25 protein-coding genes and 1 other RNA gene are annotated in these 23,481 nt (G+C 38.2%); 9 read left to right on the forward strand and 17 right to left on the reverse strand.

Features of this window, described 5'->3' with window-relative positions:
- Positions 1 to 28 precede the first annotated feature (28 nt).
- From HG567_RS02455 to HG567_RS02535, 17 genes are all read right to left on the reverse strand, one after another.
- Positions 29 to 607: a DedA family protein gene (locus tag HG567_RS02455; RefSeq protein WP_033589401.1), complete on the reverse strand. Its 579-nt coding sequence runs from the start codon at positions 605 to 607 to the stop codon at positions 29 to 31.
- A 14-nt stretch (positions 608 to 621) separates the two neighbouring features.
- On the reverse strand, positions 622 to 1,161 hold the full coding sequence (gene apt, locus HG567_RS02460; protein ID WP_202140041.1) for an adenine phosphoribosyltransferase: 540 nt from the start codon (positions 1,159 to 1,161) through the stop codon (positions 622 to 624).
- A 57-nt stretch (positions 1,162 to 1,218) separates the two neighbouring features.
- On the reverse strand, positions 1,219 to 1,551 hold the full coding sequence (locus HG567_RS02465) for a hypothetical protein (RefSeq protein WP_000495094.1): 333 nt from the start codon (positions 1,549 to 1,551) through the stop codon (positions 1,219 to 1,221).
- 44 nt (positions 1,552 to 1,595) lie between these two features.
- Positions 1,596 to 2,057, reverse strand: a complete 462-nt coding sequence (gene rpiB / locus HG567_RS02470; RefSeq protein WP_108310905.1) for a ribose 5-phosphate isomerase B — start codon at positions 2,055 to 2,057, stop codon at positions 1,596 to 1,598.
- A 20-nt stretch (positions 2,058 to 2,077) separates the two neighbouring features.
- On the reverse strand, positions 2,078 to 2,776 hold the full coding sequence (locus tag HG567_RS02475) for a site-2 protease family protein (protein WP_108242843.1): 699 nt from the start codon (positions 2,774 to 2,776) through the stop codon (positions 2,078 to 2,080).
- Between the two features lie 8 nt (positions 2,777 to 2,784).
- Positions 2,785 to 3,657, reverse strand: coding sequence for a signal peptidase I (gene lepB, locus HG567_RS02480; protein ID WP_202140042.1), 873 nt, complete (start codon positions 3,655 to 3,657; stop codon positions 2,785 to 2,787).
- The gene (gene folD, locus HG567_RS02485; RefSeq protein ID WP_202140043.1) at positions 3,657 to 4,529 is read right to left on the reverse strand and encodes a bifunctional methylenetetrahydrofolate dehydrogenase/methenyltetrahydrofolate cyclohydrolase FolD; all 873 of its coding nucleotides are present in this window, start codon (positions 4,527 to 4,529) and stop codon (positions 3,657 to 3,659) included. Before folD ends, lepB begins: the two co-directional genes overlap by 1 nt.
- An 85-nt stretch (positions 4,530 to 4,614) precedes the next feature.
- Positions 4,615 to 6,645 (reverse strand): LTA synthase family protein, encoded by a 2,031-nt coding sequence (locus HG567_RS02490; RefSeq protein ID WP_202163929.1) that lies wholly within the window; start codon positions 6,643 to 6,645, stop codon positions 4,615 to 4,617.
- 5 nt (positions 6,646 to 6,650) lie between these two features.
- The gene (locus tag HG567_RS02495) at positions 6,651 to 7,205 is read right to left on the reverse strand and encodes a 3-deoxy-d-manno-octulosonic acid hydrolase subunit 1 (RefSeq protein WP_202163930.1); all 555 of its coding nucleotides are present in this window, start codon (positions 7,203 to 7,205) and stop codon (positions 6,651 to 6,653) included.
- Positions 7,206 to 7,211: 6 nt separating this feature from the next.
- Entirely contained in the window at positions 7,212 to 8,330 is a 1,119-nt protein-coding gene (locus HG567_RS02500) for a 3-deoxy-d-manno-octulosonic acid hydrolase subunit 2 (protein WP_202140045.1), read from the reverse strand.
- Positions 8,306 to 9,325, reverse strand: coding sequence for a dihydroorotase (pyrC, locus tag HG567_RS02505; protein WP_202140046.1), 1,020 nt, complete (start codon positions 9,323 to 9,325; stop codon positions 8,306 to 8,308). Before pyrC ends, HG567_RS02500 begins: the two co-directional genes overlap by 25 nt.
- 3 nt (positions 9,326 to 9,328) lie before the next feature.
- Positions 9,329 to 10,282, reverse strand: coding sequence for an energy transducer TonB (locus HG567_RS02510; protein WP_202140047.1), 954 nt, complete (start codon positions 10,280 to 10,282; stop codon positions 9,329 to 9,331).
- Positions 10,266 to 11,141, reverse strand: coding sequence for a hypothetical protein (locus HG567_RS02515; RefSeq protein WP_202163931.1), 876 nt, complete (start codon positions 11,139 to 11,141; stop codon positions 10,266 to 10,268). The genes HG567_RS02510 and HG567_RS02515 overlap by 17 nt, the downstream gene beginning before the upstream one ends.
- A complete protein-coding gene (fliN, locus tag HG567_RS02520; RefSeq protein WP_001115285.1) occupies positions 11,138 to 11,509 on the reverse strand; it encodes a flagellar motor switch protein FliN in 372 nt (123 codons plus the stop codon). The genes HG567_RS02515 and fliN overlap by 4 nt, the downstream gene beginning before the upstream one ends.
- 81 nt (positions 11,510 to 11,590) lie before the next feature.
- Complete coding sequence (gene nth / locus HG567_RS02525) at positions 11,591 to 12,241, reverse strand: endonuclease III (RefSeq protein WP_202140049.1); 651 nt, start codon at positions 12,239 to 12,241, stop codon at positions 11,591 to 11,593.
- Positions 12,238 to 12,474, reverse strand: a complete 237-nt coding sequence (locus HG567_RS02530; protein ID WP_033756393.1) for a FeoA family protein — start codon at positions 12,472 to 12,474, stop codon at positions 12,238 to 12,240. The genes nth and HG567_RS02530 overlap by 4 nt, the downstream gene beginning before the upstream one ends.
- A gap of 1 nt (position 12,475) precedes the next feature.
- Positions 12,476 to 15,409 carry a DUF3971 domain-containing protein gene (locus HG567_RS02535; protein WP_202163932.1) on the reverse strand — a complete coding sequence of 978 codons (2,934 nt, stop codon included), beginning with the start codon at positions 15,407 to 15,409 and terminating at the stop codon, positions 12,476 to 12,478.
- Here HG567_RS02535 and mltG point away from each other — a divergent pair.
- The 9 genes from mltG (at position 15,327) to rnpB (ending at position 23,376) form a co-directional block, all read left to right on the forward strand.
- Entirely contained in the window at positions 15,327 to 16,316 is a 990-nt protein-coding gene (mltG, locus tag HG567_RS02540) for an endolytic transglycosylase MltG (protein WP_202140051.1), read from the forward strand. The two genes, HG567_RS02535 and mltG, sit on opposite strands and share 83 nt — an antisense overlap.
- 185 nt (positions 16,317 to 16,501) lie before the next feature.
- A complete protein-coding gene (locus tag HG567_RS02545) occupies positions 16,502 to 16,843 on the forward strand; it encodes a 4Fe-4S dicluster domain-containing protein (protein ID WP_001096895.1) in 342 nt (113 codons plus the stop codon).
- Positions 16,843 to 17,970, forward strand: a complete 1,128-nt coding sequence (locus tag HG567_RS02550) for a 2-oxoglutarate synthase subunit alpha (protein WP_202163933.1) — start codon at positions 16,843 to 16,845, stop codon at positions 17,968 to 17,970. The genes HG567_RS02545 and HG567_RS02550 overlap by 1 nt, the downstream gene beginning before the upstream one ends.
- A 1-nt stretch (position 17,971) precedes the next feature.
- Complete coding sequence (locus HG567_RS02555; protein WP_202163934.1) at positions 17,972 to 18,793, forward strand: 2-oxoglutarate ferredoxin oxidoreductase subunit beta; 822 nt, start codon at positions 17,972 to 17,974, stop codon at positions 18,791 to 18,793.
- Positions 18,793 to 19,347, forward strand: a complete 555-nt coding sequence (locus HG567_RS02560; protein WP_000388016.1) for a 2-oxoacid:acceptor oxidoreductase family protein — start codon at positions 18,793 to 18,795, stop codon at positions 19,345 to 19,347. Before HG567_RS02555 ends, HG567_RS02560 begins: the two co-directional genes overlap by 1 nt.
- Positions 19,348 to 19,457: 110 nt before the next feature.
- Entirely contained in the window at positions 19,458 to 21,233 is a 1,776-nt protein-coding gene (locus HG567_RS02565) for an HAD-IA family hydrolase (protein ID WP_202163935.1), read from the forward strand.
- A gap of 145 nt (positions 21,234 to 21,378) precedes the next feature.
- On the forward strand, positions 21,379 to 21,543 hold the full coding sequence (locus tag HG567_RS02570; protein ID WP_000394838.1) for a hypothetical protein: 165 nt from the start codon (positions 21,379 to 21,381) through the stop codon (positions 21,541 to 21,543).
- A 9-nt stretch (positions 21,544 to 21,552) separates the two neighbouring features.
- Entirely contained in the window at positions 21,553 to 23,025 is a 1,473-nt protein-coding gene (locus HG567_RS02575; RefSeq protein WP_202163936.1) for a disulfide bond formation protein B, read from the forward strand.
- Positions 23,026 to 23,060: 35 nt separating this feature from the next.
- Positions 23,061 to 23,376: RNase P RNA component class A (rnpB, locus tag HG567_RS02580), an RNA gene on the forward strand.
- The last annotated feature ends 105 nt before the right edge of the window (positions 23,377 to 23,481 follow it).

Raw genomic sequence — 23,481 nt, forward strand, 5'->3', positions numbered from 1 at the left:
ATCTTTCTTTCAAGAATTGTATTGCACTCTAGCGGTTTTTCTTACTATAGTATTGGAAATACCATAGCACTAACGCCAAGAAAGATACTAATAGTAATATTAGCGCATAAGGGTGTTTTTTAAGCCACTCTAACGCATGCAATAATTCTTCTCCTAAATACCACGCTAGAATAATGGTAATGCTCGCCCACACCATCGCACTAATGAGATTGATGATAGCGAATTTTAAAGCGCTATAGCGCGTGAGGCCTATGCTAATGGGAATGATGGTGCGCATGCCATACATGTAGCGTTGGATAAAAATGATAAACCAGCCGTGTTTTTGCAACAATAAATGGGCTAGGGCTAGTTTTCGGCGTTGTTTTTCTAGTTTTTTTTGGATGTAAGCTTTATTGGTGCGGCCGATGTAAAAATAGATCTGATCCCCCACAAAACCCCCAATCCCTGCGACTAAAATGGCTAACCCTAAATGCATATGACCGGTATAGCTGGCAATCCCTGCTAAAATTAACCCAATTTCGCCTTCTAAAATGCTCCACCCAAATAAAATGAGATACCCCCAAGTCGCTGCATGCTGATTCCATAAGTTAATGATGTATTCTTCCAAAATTCACCCTTATTCTAGCATTCTAACAAACAAAAGGTTTTCACTCGCTCTTCTAAAAGTTGGATACCCGGTAATTCTTTTAACCCTATCAAAAAGCATGCTTCTATGCATTCGGCTTGTAGGGCTTTGATAAGCTCAAGGCTCGCTAAAGCTGTGCCTCCAGTGGCTAATAAATCATCAATTAACACCACCCTTACCCCCTTAACCCCCCTAAAAGCGTCGGAGTGGATTTCTATGCTGTCTCTCCCGTATTCTAGGCTGTAGCTTTGAGACAGGGTGTGCGCGGGGAGTTTGCCCTTTTTCCTCACAGGCACAAAACCCACCCCAAGCGCATAAGCGAGAGCAGAGCCTAAAATAAACCCTCTCGCTTCAATGCCCACGATAAAGTCTATATTGAGAGCGAGATAGCGTTTTTTGAGCACGTCAATGAGTTTGTTAAAGAGTTTAGGGTAGTTGAGTAGCGTGGTAATGTCTTTGAATAAAATCCCTTTTTTAGGGTAATCTTTCACTTCTCTGATGCTTTGTAAAAGTTCTTCTTTGAGCGTTTCATTCATTTTAATATCCTTTAATATAACTGATTGGTTGTAGAATTTTGATTTATTATAGCGTTTTTAAAGGAGAGCTTCTATTTTTTGCTCCAATTCTTTAATACGATTTTTATATTTATCCGATTCGCCTTTGTATTCAGAGTTGCGCTGTTTAAGGGCTTTTAGTTCTGTTTTTAACGAGCTCATTTCTTGGGTAAGAATATCAATATTACCCAAAGCTCTTTGGAGTTGCAACTGGTGTTTTTGGATCAAAATTTCAGCTTCCTGTAAGGTGAGTTTCATGGACGCGTTGGTGCGTTCTTGCCGTTTAGCCACGGTTTTAAAAAAGAAAGTACGCACACCCATATAAAGGATAAAAACAATAGCGATAGTGAGAATAAACCATTGGGTAAACATTCTATTAAAATATCCTTTTAGCGAAACGATGCAATTATACTACATTAGGTTGATGATTTCAGCGATTCATCTAGCTTTTGGATGCGCAACACATGGCGGCCTTGTTCAAATTCTGTAGAGAAAAACGCTTCTAAAATGCTTTCTGTTACGCCAATACCGCTAATCTTTTCACCCAAGCACAAGACATTAGCGTTATTGTGCAAGCGAGTCATTTTGGCCATGTAAGCATCAAGGCACAAAGCGGCCCTAATACCCTTAAAGCGATTAGCGCCCATGCTCATGCCTATCCCTGTGGCGCACACTAAAATGCCATAGCTTTGTGCATTTTCTAAAACCTTTTGGCACACTAATTTGGCGTAATCAGGGTAATCCACCCTCATAGTGGGTAAAAAAGCTTGGATCTTAAAACGCTTGTCTTCTAAAAAATGTTTAACAAACTCTGCAAGATGCAACCCTGCATGATCGCTGCCTATAAAAACTTGAGCAATATTCAAAGGCTTATTCATCAGCCCTCCTTGATAAAAGATTAAGAAAGGAGTAAGGAAAATAAAAATCTTGTGGGTGCATGGATAAAAAACTCCGATAAAGGGGGGATAAACAAAAAGACAAACACTACCAACATGCCGTAGCGTTCCATTTTAGAAAACCATTCCAATAGAAACGCGCTTTTAAAATGCAACGCTAAAAAGCCTAACGCTTTGGAGCCGTCTAAAGGCGGGATAGGGAGGCTATTGAAAACGCCTAAGACAAGATTATAAAGAATGCCTTGAATGAGAAAGGTTACTAAAGCGAGCTGATAAAGATTCAATTCATTGATGCTTAAAGCGTTGATCCCTAGTTTTTGGAAGCTCCAATGCGTGATGAAAGCGAGCAGAACGGCTAGGGTGAAATTATAAGCCACCCCGGCTAAACTCACCACTACGCATGCTAGAGAGCCTTTTTGAGAGACAATATAGCGCATATCCACCGGCACGGGTTTGGCCCACCCAAACAAAAAGGGGGCTTGAAAAATGAGTAATAAAGCCGGTAAAAGCACCGAGCCCATCATGTCTAAATGCCTGATAGGGTTTAAACTCAAACGCCTAGCGTCTTTGGCACTCCTATCCCCAAATAAAAACGCGCTCAAGCCATGCATGATCTCATGCCCTATGATAGCGATTAAAAGGGCTAGGATTTTCATTAAGGTGGTAATAAAACTTTCTAAAGAGAAATCAAAAAATTGCACAAAAAACCTTAATGCGTTACTTTTTCTTTTTTAATGATTTTTTCTAAGCCTTCAACGCTTTTAAACATGCGTTCCCAACGCACCAGATAGCGTTTTTTGGGGTTATTTTCTGCGTCCATTTCCAGGCTATTTTTTAAACTCAAACTGAAATAAACAATCCATGGCGAACCCACGATGTTTTTATAAGCCACACTCCCCCAAAAGCGCGAGTCGCTAGAATTGTCTCTGTTATCGCCGATCATGAAAAATTCATCGTCATTGATTTTTTTATAAAACACCTTTTCGCCCTCCATTTGAATGAGTTGCATGCTGATATTAGCTTCTGCGCCTTGAGTGGCTAACTGCTCCATTAAGTGGAAGGTTTCATTGTCTTTTTGGTAATGGATACCCGGATGCTTACTTTTATAAGGGTTTAAAACAAAAATTTTACCCATAAATTCTTTTGTCATGGCGTTAGGGTAATGTTTAGCGATGTAATTTTTGTCCGTGTCGCTCTCAAAAGGGTGCAAATAAAACCCCTCATTAGTGAATAGCACCTCATCGCCCCCAATGGCAAAATTCCTTTTGACATAGTAAGATTTTTTTTCATGGGGAGGGATAAACACCACCACTTCGCCACGCTTAGGGCGATCCCCCTCTATAAAATGCCCGTTATTTTTAAAATCAGGCATAACAGGAAGCTCAATCCATGGGATTTTAGGAATGGGTATGCCGTAAGAAAACTTTTTGACAAAGAGCATGTCGCCCTCATAGAGCGTGCCTACCATAGAGCGAGAGGGAATGATGAAAGCTTGCGCGACAAAAAAGATAACCAACAGCACAATAACAATCGTCCCTACCCAACTGGAGCAAAATGCATAAACAGAGCGTAAAAATTTCATTAAAATCCCTTCCTTTGTTGTTTTTCAAAAGCGATTAGAGTGTTTTCTAAAAGCGAAACGATCGTCATAGGTCCCACGCCTTTAGGCACAGGGGTGATAAAACCGGCAACTTTTTGTGCGTTGGTGAAATCCACATCGCCCACGATACGCCCATCATTCAAATGATTGATCCCAATATCCACCACTACAGCCCCTTTTTTTAACATGCTCGCTTTAATCAAATCAGGCTTACCCACGCCCACGCAGACAATATCAGCGTTTTGGGTGTAAAAACTAATGTCTTTAGTCAAAATATGGCACACGCTCACGCTAGCCCCAGCGTTTAACATGAGCATGCTCAAAGGCTTTCCAATGATATTGCTCGCTCCAATAATCGCCACATCCTTGCCCTTGATTTCAATATGATAATGCTTTAAAAGACGCATCACGCCCATAGGGGTGGCTGGCAGAAACGATTCTTTTTGAGTGCAGAGCTTGCCGATATTAAGGGGGTGGAAACCATCCACATCTTTGTTTGGGTCAATGGCTTCTAAAATCATTTTAGTATCAATGTGTCTGGGCAAAGGGAGCTGGACTAAAACGCCTGAAATGTTTTGATCGGTATTGTAATCTTTAATCAAGGACAGCAATTTGGCTTCAGTAATATTTTCTTGGAGGGTTTTTAAGTCAAAATCCATGCCCACCCTTTGGCATGCTTTGATCTTCATATTGACATAAGTGATACTCGCAGGGTCTTTTCCCACTAAAATCACGGCCAGTTTGGGGCTTTTATGCGTTTGCGCGGTTATTGTTTGGATTTTATTTTTCAAATCTTTTTCTATATCATAAGCTAACGCTTGCCCATCTAATAAAACAACGCCCCTATTTGGCATGCCCATTTATCCTTTATATAATTAAAATTCTATTATTGTAGCAAAAATCATGCGTTTAAGGGAATTAAAAACTCCCTTTAGCTTGTCAATCTTTAAGATTAGCCCCATGATAGAGCAAGTAGAAACTAAGGGCTTTCAAAGATTCTAATTGCTGGTAAAACTTAGAAGCTTCTATTTTGTCGTTTTGTTTATCCTCTTGCTCTTTGTGGTTTTTATTCAAATACCTTAACCCCAAACTCGGGTTATAAAAATAATCTTTGGTAGCGATCGCTTCATAACCTAGCGCGTAATTGGGGTGGCTTGGGGGGTTTGTTGTATTGTTAGAAAATAAAGGCTTCCCAAAACTCACAAATTGAAAGCCTTTAGGGGCGACTAATTCAATAATCGTAGGGGCGATGTCTAAATGCGAGCCGACTTGACTGATTTTTTTAGGCTTTAAAGTGGGGGCATATAAAATAAGCGGCACGGATTTAATGATATACAAATCGTTTTTAGCGTATTCATAGCTCCTGTCAAAGTGATCCCCTGTGATGATAAAAAGCGAGTTAGGGAATTTTTGGCTGGCTTTTTTGATGAAATCAACCACCACTTTGTCATACCAGTAAATATGCCCTAAAGAATTAGCGTCCGGTAGATTTTCTGATTTAGGGGTTTTTTCCACAAATTTTTGGATTTTTTCTAAAGGCACGCCAAAGGCTTTGAGATTCACGTTTTTGATCGCGTGGTTGCTTAAAGTCATGACCATGCTGAAAGTTTTTTCATGGGGGTTGGTGTTTTCTAAAATGTAGTCAAATAAAATATTATCATGCACTCCCCAGTTGCTCTCTATGGGTTTGGGGTAGGGCTTGTTTTTGGCAAATTCTAAGAGGTGATTGTTAAAATAAAGGGCATGAAAACCTTGTTTTTTGGTGAAACTCGTTAGTTTGTTCCAAATCCCACTACCCCCATAATAAAAGTTGTTTTTATAGCCCAGAGTTTTTGTGATATTGCCAATCGCCATAGGAAAGCTAGGGAGGATCACCCCTGAATTAACTAAATTATTATCATTGATATAGGGTAAGCCTGTGATTTGGACATCCAGGCTTTTAACGGTTCGTGGGGCGCTTTCAATAAAAGCAGAAAGCATGTGAGCATGTTCTTTTTTAACCAAGTCTTGTAAAGCGCTCGTTAGCCCTATGGAATCAAATTTTTTATCAAAATGCCATGAACTCAGAGACTCTGAAACGATATAGAAAACATGTTGAATGGTTTGAAGAGAATTGTTGTGGCTTGTCTGAGTTAGCAACTCATAGAGGTTGTTTTGGGTGTTCTCTTTAAGATTGAAATAATTTTTCGCCACTTCTAAAGGCGTTTCTTTAGCAAAATCGCTGAATTTAAGGTTATGACTTTGTCTGTAATTGCGCGCTAAAAGATAAAGGTTGCGAAACGCACCGGGGGTGATTTTCATTAAAAAAGGATCTTTGGCTGGCTCTATGCTGAGATCTAAAGACGCGCCAACAAAGCTCAATTGCGCGTTAATGTAAAACATTTGCGTGAGGGAAAAAAGCGCAAATAAAATGAAAGTTTTAAGGGGTTTGGTGGCTTGATAAACATTTTTGGGTTTAAAAAGGGCGTTTTGGAGTTTGAAATAGATAAAAGAGGTTAAAACGCTAAGGATTACAAAGAGTGAAAAACTAGAAAAAATAGGGTATTCCCCACTCATTTTTAAAATCGTGAGCGTGTCTTCATGCAAAAATTCCAATAAATTTTCATCAAACACATTCCCATAAATGCCATAATAAACAATGTTTGCAATGTTTAAAAACAGGATAATAGCGATAGAAAAATACGCCGTAATATTAAGCATTTTGGTTTGGTGTTTAGGGGCAAATAACCCTAATAACCCGATGATGATAAAAAGAATCGCCAAGCTTGAGACCACACGATTATCGTATCTTGCTCCATTGAATAGGGTTTTGATGATTTCATCAAAAATAGGGTTTTTTAAAGCATGCTTATAATAGCCAGTATAAAGGATAAAGCCGATACGATTAAACACAAACAACAAGCTCATAAAAAAGGTGAAATAAAAACCTTTTAAAAAAAGCGAAAAAAGGGCATGGGATAGGGATTTCATGAGCGTTAATACAACCTTTTTTTAACAAGAGATAAAGTCTTAAAAAAGACAAAAAGAAGCAAGGGAAAATCCAATAAAGAATCTAAGATTTGAAAATTAGAACGTATCAAAAGCGAACTGGATAACGCCACTAAAGCGATCATGCCTAATAAGGGGCTGCTCAAAAACAAACTGCCGCAAAAAAGCACGCTAAAAATAAGAGAAGCCATGAAATGATGATAAATTGAAAAAGGCAAAAACCCTAAAATATCTATCAAAAGCAACAGATTGAAAAACAGCATGACGCTATAAGATTGCAAGGTTTCTAAAGGGGGCTTTTGGAGGAGGCGGCAAGAAAAGAGCGCATAAGCAAGGATCAAAAGACAGCTAAAGGGGCTTAAGGGGGCTGTAAAACTGCTTAAAAAGGCGTTGAGCGATAGAGAGTCTTTAAAAGCGATATTGCTTAAGATCACGCTTATAAAAGAGAGCGAAAACCTTAAACTTAACGCTCTATTTTTGAAAAAAAAGAAAATTAAAAAAAGCCATATAAAACTCAGCGTGTAAGAAGAAGATATAAGCATCATTAATCACTTGAGAAGGGATTTTAAATAAGCCATATTAAAACGGATGTGTTTGATATGAGAGCGGTTGTAGGTATAGACAATATCTATAAAATGAGGATTAAGACTATAGCTTGGGTAACTCACTTCATTGGCTTTGTCTAAAACTTTTAAGGTTTTAAAAGAGTTTGAGTTTTCTAATTTAGAAAGCCAGAGTTCTTTACGACGCAAAGATAAATCGCTAGGGTTGTGGATCAAATACAATTCTTCGTTTAAATTGATCAAATTCAAAGCGTCATTCAAGTTTTTCAAATTCGTAAGCGTGGGTTTTTGCCAAGCGGTAGGGGTTTTACAGGTTTCTAGCATGAGGCTATCTTTAAAAGAATGGTTTCTAAACGCCATGATGGCGCAATCTTTAAAGGGGGTTAGGCTTGGCTGGAGCTGGTGGTTTAGGGCATTAGGCCTTAAAAGCTCTCTTGGGTTATTGTGTTTGTCAAATTTCAACAATAAGGGGTATTGGGTGGCTAATTCGTGATAGAGCGGTAGCATAAACCCGCCATCAGTGGTGTTTAAAGGCTTATTCCTTATCAAATGGCTTAAGTTTAAAAAAGGGCTTAAAGAGAGTTTTTGCACAAACTTAAAATGAATCGGCTCTAAAGCGCTTTCAAGTTGATAGATTTTAGAAGTGGCCCAACCGCCCATGCTCACCCCTACGACAAACAACAAGATTTTATCGCCATGCAAAAAAAGCAAGGGGTTACCTAGTTTTTTGATGTATTCATGCGAATAATGAGAAAGCTCTTCTTTGGTTAAAATGATGAAGGCTTCACTCCAGCGATTGATCTTGCTGTCAAAAAGATTCGCGCTGATTTTCACATCCCTTGCTCCTTCTTTAGTGCCGCTAAAATAAGCACTCAAAAGGTTATCGTTAGGCAAGCTGATTAAAGCGCTCGCATGCACGCTTAAAGCGCCATCTGGTTTAGGGATAGTGAGCTGTGTGAAATAGGGGGGGCTTTTGGTTGAAAGGGTTTGATTGTGCATAAAAGCATAGGGGGGGGTTTGGCGCTTCATTATAATTAAAAACAAAACGATAAAAAGCCCCACAAAAAAGGCGGCATGTTTTAGGCGATTTCTTGAATGTTCCAAGATAGCGTTTCGCCCCCTCTTAAGATAGCGATTTTTTCATTCAAACAAAGCGTGTGCGTGGGGACTATAAAGGGTGTTTTAGACAAACGCACCTTTTTAGCTGGCAAATTGTCTAGCGCGTAGATTTTTTTAGCGTTATCGCTGATAAAGGCTTGCAGGTTTTCTAAAGCGTTGTGTTTTTCAAAAAGTTCGCACAACGCAGGCAACAAAATAGGGGCAGAAAAGATGCCTGCCGGGATGTTAGCGCTATGCTTTTTAGAGATAAAATGCGGGGCGCTATCAGAGCCAAAAGAGATTTTAGGGTGGGCTTTTAAAGCAAGGGATAAAAGCCTTTCTTGGTCTTTTTTGGTTTTGATTAAAGGTTTGCAAAAACAATGCGGGTTCAAACTCCCCCCTAATAAATCATCTAAAGTCATGCTGATATGGTGTAAAGTTAGAGTCGCATAGAGGTTGTCATGCTTTTCAATTAAAGCGATACTGCGCCAATCGCTCAAATGCTCTATAATGATTTTGAGTTTAGGGAATGAAAGAGCGAAAGTTTCTAAAACGCTATGGCATAAAAATTCTTTATCCAAACAAAACCCGGCTTGTTCTGCATGGATGCATAAAATAAAGCCTAATTTTTGGGCGTTTTCTAAAATCTCTAAAGTTTTTTCACCCAACAAATCCGAAGTGCCGTTTTGCGCGTTTGTGGTCATGCCTTTGGGGTAGAGCTTTAAAAACCTGATGCCTTTTTCTTGGGCGCGTTGCAATTCTTCTAAAGTCAAGTCATCATTAAAATACAAACTCATTAAAGGCTTGAAGTTTGAAGAATGGTTTAAAATTTCTTCTTCGTATTCAAGGGTGGTTGGAGTGTTGATTAAGGGCTTACTGAGATTAGGCATGATCACAGCAGCGCTAAAAGGCTCGCTAGAATATCTTAACACCGCTTTTAAAAGCGCGTTTTCTCGCACATGCAAGTGGGCGTCTATAGGGTCAAAAAGCGTGATTTCCATTTTTTAATTGCCCCCTAAGTAATAGCGCACTCTGATGCGAATGAGGGTTTTAGTTTTGGGGCGTGGGTAATCCTTATAAGCGATCTGAATGGTCTTTAAAGTGTTGTCATCAAGCATTTTATATTCAGAGCCAATGATGATTTTAAGATCGGTAATATCGCCGTTAGGGTGCAAGTAAAACTCTACCGCATTCGTCCCGTCCTGCCCTAAATAAGCCGCTACTTGAGGGTATTCTAAATATTTTTGCGTGATGCGCCCAATATCCCTTAAATTATTCCTGATGAAATCTTTTTCGGCTGTGCCTAAATCCCCAAATTCTTCGCCATACAATTCATCAATATCCCTTCTGGTTTGGTTATCCAAGCCTTTATTATTTTCTTTTCTGGGTGGCGCAACTTCTTTAGGCAAGAAAGAAAGCTGATTAGGGTCAAATTCTTTTTTGACAGGTTTTTTCTCTTCCACTTTTTTCTGCTCCACTTTTTGCTCCACTATTTTTTTCTCTTCTTTTTTCTCCTCTACTACTTTTTTCTCTTCCACTTTTTCCACTTTTTTAAGAGCCTTATGTTTGTGATTGGGCTTTTTGGGTTCAGGTTTGGGTTTTGGTTTAGGCTCAGGCTTAGGCTTTTCTATAGGTTTTGGCGGGGTTGGCGGAATGGGTGGGGTTGGGGGTGTGGGGGGTTTTTGGGGGCCAGCTAGTGTGGGTTTAGGAGCGCCTTGGGTGTTTTTACTGGGATCTTGTGAATGGCCTCTTTTTAAAATCAATAAATTTTTAGGATCCACTTTAACGAGCTTGGGTTTTGAAGGAAAAAAATCCTCTCTGTGTTCAAATAAAAAATAAATCAACCAGTGTAACAATACAGACAGAATGAGAGAAAAGAAAAAATTCCTGTTAGAATGATCCACAGGGTCAAAATTTTTCCCTAACTTAGCAGGTTGTAGTTTAGAATTTTCCGGCATATAAATTTCCTAATTTTGAATTCTTTATATTATTTTCAGCTTCTTTAATCAGTTCTTCTTTAGATGTTTTTGGGCTTATTTTGTCTAAAAGCAGGCCGTATTTATCGCTTAGTAAGACCAAGTAACGCTCCTTATTAGTTTCTATGGAAATGATTTTATGGTTCGCATCAACACGACCCAAAACGCTAATTTCTAACTTAAAATCTTTTGCAGAAAAAGACCCTTGTGCAGGAACAATTTTTTTTTTGATTATATACAATATTAAGAATAAGGCAACAATAACCGCTAACGCCTTATAAGCATGGCTTAAATCCAGTGGGGGTTTTAACTCTAGAGTGTTTAAGGGACTTTTGGCTCGCTCTTTTTCATCTTGGCTTGCGAGATTGGCATGCTGAGGTTTTTCTTCATGGCTTGGGGCTAAATGAAACCCTTTTGGCAAAAAAAGCAAGCGGAGCCGTTTTTTATCCTTGCTGTTTGAAGCTTGGATTTCTAATTCTACTTTAGCTTTTTTAGACAAAAGGTAGATGTCATTTTGGTAGGAAAACATTTCTAAAGCATTCAAAGAAGCTTCTTTAAAATCCATGGTTTTTTTAGAATCCAGTTTAGCGTTTTTTAAAACGATCACCTTTTGCCCTTCAACTTCCATGATTTTAGGCGTTTTGTTAAACGGCGTTTCAAAAGTGAGCGTGGTTTGCACGGCTTTTATAGGTGGTGTTGCTGGAGCGTTTGAGTCAGGTTGGACTTCTTTTAATGCATTTTGCCAATGCACTAGTTTAATGGGGGCGTCATCATTTAAAGGTATTTTTTCTTCAGCCAGTAACATAAAAGTAGCGCTCAATAACAAGAATAACAATCTCATGAATTTTTAGCGAGATAATACACAATGGCGTTAGAATCAAGGATTTCATTCAAACGAATGGCTAAATTCCTTTCAAAAACCATCACCTCACCCTTACCAATAACCCGCCCGTTCACAAAAGTATCCACGCTCTCTCCGGCGGGTTTTTGCAAATCAATCACAGAGCCTTTTTCAAAACGCAAAATTTGCAACAAAGGGATTTGCGTAGAGCCAAGTTCCGCGCTAAAAACAATCTCCATGTCTAAAAGATTTTTATAATCGCAAATGAGTTCTTCTAAATAAGTGGAAAGCTCTAGTTCTCTTTCCTTGCTAGCTTTTTCTTTCTCTTTTTCGGCTATTTTTAACTTATTAGCTTCTGTTTCTGGCATAAAACTCTACTCTTTCAAGAATGATTTGACTTTGATTATAAAATCTTAATTTTACTATAAATTTTATAACAAATAAAGCCACTACGCCTTAAAGCTAGCTTTAGAAACGCAAAATTCTTTTAAAAAACACGCATCGCATAAGGGGTTTTTAGCCTTGCAGGTGTAGCGGCCAAACAAGATTAAGGCATGGTGGAGTTTGGACAGGTTGTCTTTAAACAGATCGCTGAGTTCTTCTTCGGTTTTAATGGGATCTTTAGCATTGCTTAAGCCTAAGCGGTGTGTTGCGCGGAACACATGGGTATCTACAGCTATACAATTTGCATCAAAGCACACTGAAAGCACCACATTAGCGGTTTTTTGCCCCACGCCATCTAGGCTCATCAATTCTTTTTGCGTAGAGGGGATAACGCCCTTAAAATCCCTAACCACTTTTTGAGCCATACTGATTAAATGCTTGCTTTTATTGTTAAAATAAGAAACGGATTTAATGATCTCTTTAACTTCTTCTAAAGAAGCGAGTGCTAAATCGTTCACGCTCGGGTATTTTTCAAATAGCTTGGGCGTTATTTGATTCACTCTAGCGTCCGTACATTGAGCGCTTAAAATGGTAGCCACTAATAATTCATAGGGGTTTTTATGGCGCAATTCGGTGGTTTGGTTGGGGTAATGTTTTAAGAGCAGCTCTTTGATTTGTTGGGCTTTTTGGTAAGTTTTAGTGCGTTTTAAGCTCATTCTTGCGCGCTTTCTTTGATGACAAGGTATTGCGCTTCATGGGATCTTAAAGCCACTTGAATGCGGTTGATTTTAACCGAAAGCGTGGCTTTTTTCATGGAATAATGCAAAAGAATGCATTGAACCCCTTCATGGATACCAAAAGAGAGGAAGCGTTTTTTAAGGGTTTCATCGCAGTTAGCAATTTCTACGATTTCATAAACTTTGTCTTTAATGGCTTCATTGAGCGTCATTTTACTTCCTTTTTGAATCAATGTTTTTTTTGACTTCATCTACGATGATGTCAATAGGTGTGAAAATACGGCGCAAGATTTTAAAAGGCGCTTGGATAATATCTGATGCTAAAGTTACTTGAGTTTTAGGTTTATCCAGCGTGCCTTTGACATTCACATTAGTGGTGATTTTACCTCCTTTTCCTAAGACAAGATAGCCCACAATAGGGATTTTATTTAAGACATTACTCAAAGCCTTGATAGTGGAAACTTCTAAATTCAAATCCAATTTGTTCTTGTCTAATTCAATAATCCCATTGCCAGCAACATCAAGCGTTTTACCGATAAGATCAATTTTTTCTAACCCTAAATATTCTTTAGTGATCCCAAAAACAACAGACCCCTTTTTGATCTGATAGCCATTAGCCCCTAAATGAGGGTTCCTAAAGACAATGAGGGAGGGAATGGTGTTGATGAGATTGATCATATTTTGCATGAGAGCGAGATTTTTCAAGCTTGTGTTTTGGAATTTCAATTCGCCGTTGAAAACCTGATCTTCAAGAGCCCCAATAAGCGTGAATAAGCCCCCTTCTACGAAATCTTTTTGGAGGATGGTATTGATATAATCCCCGCTAAAATTATGAGCCTTAAGATACAAAGCCCCATGCACTAAATCCGCCATGATCATGCCGTTTTTATAATTGCCATCAATTTTCACCCTGTCATCTTGAGCGACAATATCAAGATTTTCTAAAGGAAAAGGCATTTTTTTATAGATTAACACGACATCTTTAGCATGGATGCGTGTAGAGATAGGGATAATTTTGTGGGCTTTTTCATAGCGTTGTTTGGCACTAATGAAAATATCTTCATCTTGGATTTCTTTAGAACTGGGCTTTTCTTTTCGTTCTTTTGAGAATAATCCCGCAATAGCTGGCATCTTGCTATCTAAAAAATCATCAATACTCAAATCAATGTTATTAAGGGTAATATCCTTTTGATCCCCCTTAACTTCTATAGATATGTTTTTGCTTGGAGTATAGACAGAAATTTCATCTTTATTAATAGAGCCAAATAAAGAGAGAGAATTGAATTGCATGCCGTTGCTATGATAGATAGGTAAAGTGATTTTTAAATCCTTAGCAAAAAAATCAATATTGACAAAATCGCTCGTAGAAACTTCTAAAGAGCCATCTTCTAAGGCGAAATATTTCATAATAGGGGAATAGGGCTTGATTTTTTTCAAATCTTTGATTCTAAAAACATAGGCGTTATCTTTAAATTCGCCCTCTAATAAAAGTTGTGGCACGCTCCATTGCATGTGGCTGGGGTTAGAAAAATCAAAATTCAAAGAAAGGTTTTTAAGAGTGTCTTCTGTAGCGTAGAAAACATCTTTAGTGAATTTGTCTTCACTTTGGGCTTTAATGGTGTCTATGATTTTTCTTCTAAACGCCTCTGAGTTTTCACCCTCTTGAATAATAGAATGCAAGCTTTTTAAATCTAAAGAAAATTTAGTAGGCTGTGGGTTATCTGGGTCGTTATTCAAGCCATAAGAACGCATGTTGATATTATTGTTAGTGTTGAATCGTATTTTATGGACTAAAGAATCCAAAGAAAGGGTTTTTTTATTCAAATCTAAAGCGATTTTAGCGTCTAAATCCAGCATGTTTTCATAGCGGGTGTGGGTAGTTTCTATGTAGATGTATTGGTATTCTTGGGTAATATCTAAGCTTATATTAGCGTTTTGCGTATAAAGGGGGATATTATAGAGCGAGAGAGTGCCTTCTTGCAAATTAACGCTGCCTTGAACGCTAAATAAGGGGGCGGTGTTTTTCAAGAATTGTAAGGTGAGTTTCAAATCCGCGCTAGATGGCATGCTGATTTTATCCAAAGGTAAAACGACTTTATAAGCGCTCAATAAATCCTTAATGGTATCGCCATAATAATTAGGGGTCGTTTTTAAAAAAATCTCCAACTTGGGGGCTTCTAACAAATTGGAAAAAGTGGCGTAAGAGCCGGTTAATTCCATGGTTTCATAAGTGATTTTTTGGGGCTGTATGAGAAGCTGTTTGTTTTTGAAGATCAATTCGGTTTTATCCATTTTAATGGGCGATAAGCCATCATTAAAAACGACTGAAGGCTTCATCAAAGTGGCTTTAACTACAGAATTTTCCAAAAGCGATGGGACAAACTCGCTGGGAGTGAAATTGGCTTTGATTAAAGCGTTATCAATCTTAAAACTAGCAAATTGGATCTTGTCAAAAATCCATGTTTTTAAATTTTTTTGCGATTGGCGTTGGAAAAGAGGCTTTAAAAACGCCAGGCTTTTCATTGGAGAAGTGTTAACTTTTAATTCTATGGTTTTTAAATCGGTCAGCCCTTGCAAATAAATTGCAGCGCTGGGTTCAATTAAAGGCTTGACAATCAAATTGAACGCCATTTTCCTAGCTTTAGGTGAATAGTGGGCGTTGCCATCTACTTGGACTTTAATGTCTTTAAAAAGCAAATTGATGATCTTAAGCTTGATGTTTTTATCGTCTTCTAGGGAAAATTCCCCTTTGACTCCTGGAAATTCCAACTCGTATTTGTTCCCATCAAAAAAGATATTGGCTTTATTTTTATCGTCTAAAATGATTTCTTTGACTTTAAGTTTTTCAAAATAAGACACCGCCCAAATGCCATAACGGATATTTTTAATCAAATCAGAAACTTCTAAATGCTTTTTAGTGGGTTTTTGATGGAAGAAAGAAGAGAGATCAATGCGTTCAATTTCTAAAGAAAGCTTGTTGTTAAGTTTTAAGTATAATTCAGAAATGCCAAGCTTCCCGATTTTTAAATTTTGTATGTGAATGCCGTTTGAAAGGGTTTTGTGAATGACAACTAAAAGAGTGAATACTGCCACAAACAAGATAATGACATTAAATACTTTCTTGGATACATGTTTTCTTTTGTTCATTAGTATTCTTTTTTATCTAAGTATACCAATTTATCCTAACAAAGTGGTGGTTGTCCCGCAAGGTTCGCTCAAAAAAGTGTTTTTTTCTTTAAAAGAGCAAGGCGTGGATATGAACGCTTTAGATTTGCTTTTTTTACGCTTAATGGGCATGCCTAAAAAAGGTTATATTGATATGGGCGATGGGGCTTTAAGGAAGGGGGATTTTTTAGTCCGTTTGATCAAAGCAAAAGCGGCGCAAAAAAGCGCGACTTTAATCCCTGGAGAAACCCGCTATTTTTTCACGCAAATTTTGAGCGAGACTTACCAGTTAGGAGTTGGCGATCTCAATCAGGCTTATGAAAGCATCGCTCCACGATTGAATGGTGCTGTGATAGAAGATGGGGTGATATGGCCAGACACTTATCATTTACCCTTAGGAGAGGACGCTTTTAAAATCATGCAAACTTTGATTGGTCAATCCATGAAAAAACACGAATCTTTAAGCAAACAATGGCTTGGATACTACCATAAAGAAGAGTGGTTTGAAAAAATCATTCTCGCTTCTATTGTGCAAAAAGAAGCCGCCAATGTTGAAGAAATGCCCTTGATTGCGAGCGTGATTTTTAACCGCTTGAAAAAAGGCATGCCTTTACAAATGGATGGGGCTTTGAATTATCAGGAATTTTCACACGCTAAAGTGACAAAAGAGCGCATTAAAACCGATAACACCCCCTACAATACCTATAAATTTAAGGGCTTGCCTAAAAATCCTGTAGGGAGCGTGAGCCTAGAAGCGATTAGAGCCGTAGTTTTCCCTAAAAAAACGGATTTCTTGTATTTTGTGAAAATGCCGGATAAAAAACATGCTTTCAGCGCGACTTATAAGGAGCATTTAAAAAACATTAATCTTTCTAATAATCATTTTTAAAATTAAGGTTAATGAGGCGTTTTTTCTTTTAAATTGAGTAAAAAGTGTTTAGTATTTTCTCATTTCAATTTTAAGTTCTTACTATTAAAGCATTTTAGATTTTATTAAAAAAGGCTTGCTACAATTCTAGGCAAATTTTGATTGCTAGGGCTTTAGAATACAGCTTTTAGCACAAAGGAGAATGAATGGCTAAAATGAGTGCTCCAGATGGGGTTGCCGTTTGGGTGAATGAAGACAGGTGTAAGGGTTGTGATATTTGCGTATCGGTATGCCCTGCTGGGGTTCTTGGCATGGGGATTGAAAAAGAAAGGGTGCTTGGAAAAGTGGCCAAAGTAGCCTACCCAGAGAGCTGTATCGGTTGCGTGCAATGCGAGTTGCACTGCCCAGATTTTGCGATTTATGTGGCTGACAGGAAGGATTTCAAATTCGCTAAAGTTTCTAAAGAAGCCCAAGAAAGAAGCGAAAAGGTTAAGGCCAATAAATACATGCTCTTAGAAGAGACTATTTTAGAAGGGAGAGGCAAATAATGCGTGAGATTATTTCTGATGGGAATGAATTAGTCGCTAAAGCGGCGATTGAAGTGGGGTGTCGGTTTTTTGGGGGCTATCCTATCACGCCAAGCTCGGATATTATGCATGCGATGAGCGTGGCTTTACCCAAATGCGGCGGTCATTTTATCCAAATGGAAGATGAAATCAGCGGGATTAGCGTGTCTTTGGGAGCGAGCATGAGCGGGACGAAGTCTATGACAGCGAGCTCTGGGCCTGGTATTTCATTAAAAGTGGAGCAAATCGGTTATTCTTTCATGGCAGAAATCCCTTTAGTGATCGCTGATGTGATGCGTTCAGGCCCATCAACTGGAATGCCCACTCGTGTGGCTCAAGGCGATGTGAATTTTTTAAGGCACCCCATACATGGGGATTTTAAAGCCGTCGCGCTCGCTCCTGCTAGTTTAGAAGAGGCTTACACCGAAACCGTTCGCGCGTTCAATTTGGCTGAAATGCTCATGACTCCTGTGTTCTTGCTCATGGATGAAACCGTGGGGCATATGTATGGCAAGGTGCAAATCCCGGATTTAGAAGAAGTGCAAAAGATGACTATTAATCGTAAGGAATTTGCGGGCGATAAAAAAGACTACAAGCCTTATGGAGTCGCACAAGATGAGCCGGCTGTTTTAAACCCTTTCTTTAAAGGTTATCGCTACCATGTTTCAGGCTTGCACCATGGGCCTATTGGCTTTCCTACTGAAGACGCTAAAATCGGTGGGGATTTGATTGACAGATTATTTAATAAGATTGAATCCAAGCAAGACATTATTAATGAAAATGAGGAAATGGATTTAGAGGGTGCTGAGATCGTTATTATCGCTTATGGTTCGGTTTCTCTAGCGGTTAAAGAAGCCTTGAAAGATTACCATAAAGAAAGCAAGCAAAAAGTCGGCTTTTTCAGGCCTAAAACCTTATGGCCAAGCCCGGCTAAACGCTTGAAAGAAATAGGGGATAAATACGAAAAAATCCTTGTGATTGAGTTGAATAAAGGGCAGTATTTAGAAGAAATTGAAAGGGCTATGCAAAGAAAGGTGCATTTCTTTGGGCAAGCCAATGGGCGCACGATTTCGCCCAAACAAATCATCGCAAAGTTGAAGGAGCTTTAAAATGGCGTTTAATTATGATGAATATTTGCGTGTGGATAAAATACCCACTTTGTGGTGTTGGGGCTGTGGCGATGGCGTGATTTTGAAATCCATTATCCGCACGATTGACACTTTAGGTTGGAAAATGGATGATGTGTGTTTGGTGAGCGGGATTGGTTGCAGCGGGCGCATGAGCTCGTATGTGAATTGCAACACCGTTCATACCACGCATGGTAGGGCTGTAGCGTATGCGACAGGGATTAAAATGGCTAACCCTAGTAAGCATGTGATCGTGGTTTCTGGCGATGGCGATGGCTTTGCTATTGGAGGCAATCACACCATGCATGCATGCCGAAGAAACATTGATTTGAATTTTATTTTAGTGAATAATTTCATTTATGGTTTGACCAACTCCCAAACTTCGCCCACCACGCCTAATGGCATGTGGACGGTTACGGCTCAATGGGGGAATATTGATAACCAATTTGACCCATGCGCTTTAACCACCGCTGCAGGGGCGAGTTTTGTGGCTAGAGAGAGCGTTTTAGACCCTCAAAAATTAGAAAAAGTGCTTAAAGAAGGTTTTACGCACAAGGGCTTTAGCTTCTTTGATGTCCATAGTAATTGCCATATCAATTTAGGGCGTAAGAATAAAATGGGCGAAGCGTCTCAAATGCTAAAATGGATGGAAAGCCGATTAGTGAGCAAACGCCAATTTGAAGCCATGAGTCCTGAAGAAAGGGTGGATAAATTCCCTACAGGCGTTTTAAAGCATGACACGGACAGGAAAGAATATTGCGAAGCGTATCAAGAAATCATTGAAAAAGCACAAGGAAAACAATAATGGAAGCGCAATTACGATTTACGGGCGTTGGAGGGCAAGGCGTGCTGTTGGCGGGAGAGATTTTAGCTGAAGCTAAGATTGTGAGTGGGGGCTATGGCACTAAGACTTCCACTTACACTTCGCAAGTGCGCGGAGGGCCTACTAAGGTGGATATTTTGCTAGACAAAGATGAAATTATTTTCCCCTATGCTAAGGAGGGCGAGATTGACTTCATGCTTTCAGTCGCTCAAATCAGCTACAACCAGTTTAAAAGCGATATTAAAAAAGGCGGTATCGTTGTCATTGATCCCAATCTAGTAACCCCCACTAAAGAAGACGAAGAAAAATACCAGATCTATAAAATCCCCATTATCAGCATCGCTAAAGATGAAGTGGGTAACATTATCACGCAATCTGTGGTAGCGCTAGCCATTACCGTGGAGCTGACTAAATGCGTAGAAGAAAATGTCGTGCTAGACACCATGCTTAAAAAAGTCCCTGCAAAAGTCGCTGAAACGAACAAAAAAGCCTTTGAAATTGGCAAAAAACATGCTTTAGAAGCTTTGAAAAAATAAGGGGGTAACTCCTTATCTCATTTCTTTAGCTATAGCTTTTTCCCCTTTTCTTGTATTTTTGAAAAAAAAAAAAAATGATATAATGCTCAAATTTTACAAAGGATTCTTGTATGCGCAAATTTTTGGATGGGGCAAAAAGTGAGATTTTAAAATATGATGTGATTTCTTTTGATATTTTTGATACTCTCCTTCTAAGACCTTTCATTAAACCCACAGATTTATTTTTGTATATTGAGACTAAATACAATATTAAAGGTTTTCATCAAGCAAGAATCCTGGCAGAAATGCAATCTAGAGAAATCAGTAAAAGACAAGACATTACTCTAGATGAAATTTATCATCAAATCCCAAAAGAGTTTCATTCATATAAGGGAGTAGAAATTGCCACTGAAAAAGAGGTGCTTATTCCAAACTTAGAGATGTTAGAACTCTATCGTTTCGCTAAAGAGAACAATAAAAGAGTGATTATTGTATCAGATATGTATTTACCTTTAGAAGTCCTTGAAGATATTTTAATTTCTAAGGGTTTTGATGGTTATACAAATTTCTATCTCAGTAACCATATAATGCTTACTAAACATTCAAAGGATTTGTTTAAGCATGTTTTAAAACAAGAAAATATTACTCACACACAAATGTTGCATATTGGTGATAATTCTTGGGCAGATGACGCTATGTCTAAAAGTTTAGGCATAGCAACGCTATTTAGAAAAAGCGTGTTGAAACAATTTGAAGAAATTTTTCCTAAATACAAAACATTTAGTCCAACCAGTGTTGCACAAAGCTTCATTTTAGGATCTTTATGCGTTTTTTATAAAAATCATATTCAAAAACATGAAAAATTTGATTATTGGTTTCTTTTGGGAGCGATGCAAGCAGGAATTGTAGCCGTTGCTTATTGCCAGTTTATCTATAAAGAGATCCATAAAAGAAATATTGATACTTTAGTGTTTGTTGCACGAGATGGTTATTTATTGCAAAAAGTTTTTAATATTTTATATCCAAATTCATATAAAACTACTTATGTCTATGCTCCCAGAATTTTAAAAAAAGCGGTATTTTTAGAAGTCGTAGAGGGCGATAGTTTGGAAATTTTGCGTATTTTAGAAGGCGAAGAAGAAATTAAAAAGAAGCAAATCACCACCAACCAACAAGCATATATATACATATATAGTAACTTTGAATACTGCCGCCATTTAGCGTTAAAATGTTTAGATAATTACAGAAAATACTTGTCTTCATCAAATTTAGAAGGAAATATCGCTATTGTAGATACGATTACTTTAGGCTATTCTTCGCAAGGGTTAATCCAAAAAGCTTTAAACAAAGAAGTTTTTGGGTGCTATGTGGATCTCCTAAGAATTTTAAATTATGATTGTGCGAGTTTCTTACCTTTTTCACACCCTAAACCCGTTTATTTTCATAATTGGGATTTTATGGAGTTTTTGCTAACAAGCCCTGAATACCCTATTTTAAATGTAGAAAATGGCGTTCCAATTTATCAAAAAGATGTTTCATCTTGCGAAAAACACCGCTCTAAAGCTTATGAAAAAATAGTAGAAGGGGCTGTTGGATATGTTTCATATTTTAAAGAAAGTCAAATTTTTTTAGACATTCATGATGTGATAAAATGGGTCAATTTCTTCATTGACCATCCTAGTATTCAAGATCAAGAGCAATTTAAACAAATTTATTTTCTTCCAGATGCAACGCATAAAAACGCTCTGCCCTTGTTTTGCAACGATGTTTCTTTATTGTCTTGTATTTTAAAACCTTCACAAAGTTATGGTATATTAAAAAGAAGCCTTAGGACAAACAAGCAAGAGAGATTGTTTAAAATATTATCTCTAATTAAAAAAATCTATGGGAAGTTAAAAAAGAAATGATAAAATTGGATCTGTTTCAATCAAATATGGATAACTAGGGCTTTCTCCCTTAAAATAATTCTCTCAAAAATTATTCACTAGATATTTTTCACTTATCCAATAGTTTGTTTTTGAGTATAATCCTACGAAAATTTTAAGGAACGGCATGGAGTTTTTAGGACTGCTTTTGAGTCTAGTCGCTATTTTGATAGCGTTTAAAAAGCCTGAAAAAGAAAATTGGGCGTTTGGGATTTTGATTGTGGTGTGGTTGGTGGAGCTTATTATTTTTATAGCCCACAGCTCTAGCGTTTTGCCTAACATGAATCTATAAGGGGGATACATGGATAAAGAAGCTAAATTTTACAATCTTTTTTCTTTGGCGGTTTTAGGGATTTTGATCTTTCCTGTGGGTTTGGCGAATTTTTATTTTGGCTATGTTTTGAAAGATTCGCCTTGTATTTTTTGCTGGGCGCAACGCATCAACATGATTTTAATAGGGGCGGTGGCGCTTTTGGTGGTGCGTTTTGGGCTTAAGCCTAAATACATTGCTTTGCTACTACTCATGGCTAGCAGCGGGCTGTATGAGAGCTTTTATCATACCGGTAGCCATGCTTTAGAAGATGTGGGGCAGGGCTTTGCACTCGCTATTTTGGGCTTGCACACGCAGTTTTGGGCGCTTTTTGTCTTTTTTAGCGTGGTGGCACTTTTGGCGGTTTTGCTCTTTTTTGCCCCTAATGCCCAACCTTTTAAAGATCGTTTGTTAAACACGCTCCAAAAAAGCGCTTTTTATGTTTTCTTTATTGTGGTGGGTTCTAACGCGATACAGGCGTTTGTTTCTACTGGGCCTTTCCCTTACATAGGGCAAAGCGATCCGGTGCGGTTTTCGTGGAATTTGAAAGAATCGGTCTGGTCTATGGAGAATTGGGATCATTTGAAATTCCCAAGAAGCGTTTTAGGCAGAAGAGATGTGGGCGAGCCTTTGAAATTGAGTGCTTTGCCTAAAGATAATGATTATGAACATTCGCCTTTAGAAATTACAAAAACTCTAAAGATTGGAAAAAAAGAAGAGCTTTCTTTAAAATTGAATGGAGCGATCACGGATTTGAGTTTCAATGAAGACAAGGCGATCCTTATTACAGAAAACCAAGGGCTTTATCTTGTAAGTAACGATTTAAAAACCATTCATAGCCATATGGTGTTGGATAGCTATTATAGCGCGACGGTGGGGGCGTTTGTGGGGGCGGATTTTAACGAAGATGAAAACATTGTGATCATGGGCAATAATAAAACGAGCGTAGAAATCACTCCTAACAAAAACGCTAACGCGCTTAAAAACTTCCCTTATTTTTTAGAAGGGGCTGACTCTTTTGATGAAGTGGAACGCAGCCGCTTAAAAACTTCTAGGGCGAAAAACTATTATGTTAGCGTTGCAAGAAGAGGGGCTAAATTCACTTATTTGATTACCGCTCCTAACAAGCGTTATAAGGATTTGATTATCATCTCCATGCTCAATAGCGACAAACAGGTGCATGGGGAGTTTTTACTTGAATTAGGCAATGCCAAACTTAAAGAAAAAAGGAAACTGGGCGAGTTAGTTATCAGCGCACTAGCTTTAAAGGATAATAAGCTTTATGCGTTCAGTAAGGAATTTAACACGCTTTTAGTCATAGACCCTATAAAAGAAGAGATCCTTGAAGTTTATGGCTTGCCTAAAGAGATTAAAAATATCAGCGCTGGGGGGTTTAGGGATAATGAGCTTGTCCTTGTGAGCTATGAGAATGATAAAAATATTCTCTACACCCTTAATTTTTAAACTCTTTTAAAGCTACTTTTTTCTAATATATTAACGCATTAGAAGATGGTCGCTATTTTAGAATAGAGGAAAGTCCGGGCTACATTAGACAAAATTCCATCTAACGGATGGCTAGCGCAAGCTAAGGGAAAGTGCCACAGAAAGCAAACCGCCTTTTTAAGGTAAGGGTGAAAGGGTGGGGTAAGAGCCTACCAGAGCTAAAGCAATTTAGCTTGTTTGGGCAAACCCAATTTGTAGCAAGAAGCGCATGGTAAGTCTAAATTGATACACGCTTCGCTTGAGGAATATTGCAAAATATTTCCCAGATAAATGGCCATCCATTGACAGAACCCGGCTTATTCTAATGCTCAACTGCGTGTTGATTTTTTAACAAAGTTTCAATCATTTTATTTTTTTTTATTTTTTACCTGATTATTGTTTAAAATCTTAAAGATTTGTGTTACACTCTGTAAAATC

Source organism: Helicobacter pylori (assembly GCF_016755635.1).
Lineage (GTDB): Bacteria > Campylobacterota > Campylobacteria > Campylobacterales > Helicobacteraceae > Helicobacter > Helicobacter pylori_CQ.

Excerpts from the sequence above, each read along its gene's own strand:
- HG567_RS02510 (WP_202140047.1), bottom strand. The coding sequence starts at position 10,282 with ATGCCGGAAAATTCTAAACTACAACCTGCTAAGTTAGGGAAAAATTTT.
- mltG (WP_202140051.1), top strand. The coding sequence starts at position 15,327 with ATGACAACTAAAAGAGTGAATACTGCCACAAACAAGATAATGACATTA.
- fliN (WP_001115285.1), bottom strand. The coding sequence starts at position 11,509 with ATGCCAGAAACAGAAGCTAATAAGTTAAAAATAGCCGAAAAAGAGAAA.
- HG567_RS02555 (WP_202163934.1), top strand. The coding sequence starts at position 17,972 with ATGGCGTTTAATTATGATGAATATTTGCGTGTGGATAAAATACCCACT.
- lepB (WP_202140042.1), bottom strand. The coding sequence starts at position 3,657 with ATGAAATTTTTACGCTCTGTTTATGCATTTTGCTCCAGTTGGGTAGGG.
- HG567_RS02515 (WP_202163931.1), bottom strand. The coding sequence starts at position 11,141 with ATGAGATTGTTATTCTTGTTATTGAGCGCTACTTTTATGTTACTGGCT.
- pyrC (WP_202140046.1), bottom strand. The coding sequence starts at position 9,325 with ATGGAAATCACGCTTTTTGACCCTATAGACGCCCACTTGCATGTGCGA.
- HG567_RS02560 (WP_000388016.1), top strand. The coding sequence starts at position 18,793 with ATGGAAGCGCAATTACGATTTACGGGCGTTGGAGGGCAAGGCGTGCTG.
- rpiB (WP_108310905.1), bottom strand. The coding sequence starts at position 2,057 with ATGAATAAGCCTTTGAATATTGCTCAAGTTTTTATAGGCAGCGATCAT.
- HG567_RS02465 (WP_000495094.1), bottom strand. The coding sequence starts at position 1,551 with ATGTTTACCCAATGGTTTATTCTCACTATCGCTATTGTTTTTATCCTT.
- nth (WP_202140049.1), bottom strand. The coding sequence starts at position 12,241 with ATGAGCTTAAAACGCACTAAAACTTACCAAAAAGCCCAACAAATCAAA.
- HG567_RS02490 (WP_202163929.1), bottom strand. The coding sequence starts at position 6,645 with ATGAAATCCCTATCCCATGCCCTTTTTTCGCTTTTTTTAAAAGGTTTT.
- HG567_RS02570 (WP_000394838.1), top strand. The coding sequence starts at position 21,379 with ATGGAGTTTTTAGGACTGCTTTTGAGTCTAGTCGCTATTTTGATAGCG.
- HG567_RS02550 (WP_202163933.1), top strand. The coding sequence starts at position 16,843 with ATGCGTGAGATTATTTCTGATGGGAATGAATTAGTCGCTAAAGCGGCG.
- apt (WP_202140041.1), bottom strand. The coding sequence starts at position 1,161 with ATGAATGAAACGCTCAAAGAAGAACTTTTACAAAGCATCAGAGAAGTG.
- folD (WP_202140043.1), bottom strand. The coding sequence starts at position 4,529 with ATGCCAAATAGGGGCGTTGTTTTATTAGATGGGCAAGCGTTAGCTTAT.
- HG567_RS02535 (WP_202163932.1), bottom strand. The coding sequence starts at position 15,409 with ATGAACAAAAGAAAACATGTATCCAAGAAAGTATTTAATGTCATTATC.
- HG567_RS02575 (WP_202163936.1), top strand. The coding sequence starts at position 21,553 with ATGGATAAAGAAGCTAAATTTTACAATCTTTTTTCTTTGGCGGTTTTA.
- HG567_RS02545 (WP_001096895.1), top strand. The coding sequence starts at position 16,502 with ATGGCTAAAATGAGTGCTCCAGATGGGGTTGCCGTTTGGGTGAATGAA.
- HG567_RS02495 (WP_202163930.1), bottom strand. The coding sequence starts at position 7,205 with ATGCTTATATCTTCTTCTTACACGCTGAGTTTTATATGGCTTTTTTTA.
- HG567_RS02565 (WP_202163935.1), top strand. The coding sequence starts at position 19,458 with ATGCGCAAATTTTTGGATGGGGCAAAAAGTGAGATTTTAAAATATGAT.
- HG567_RS02530 (WP_033756393.1), bottom strand. The coding sequence starts at position 12,474 with ATGACGCTCAATGAAGCCATTAAAGACAAAGTTTATGAAATCGTAGAA.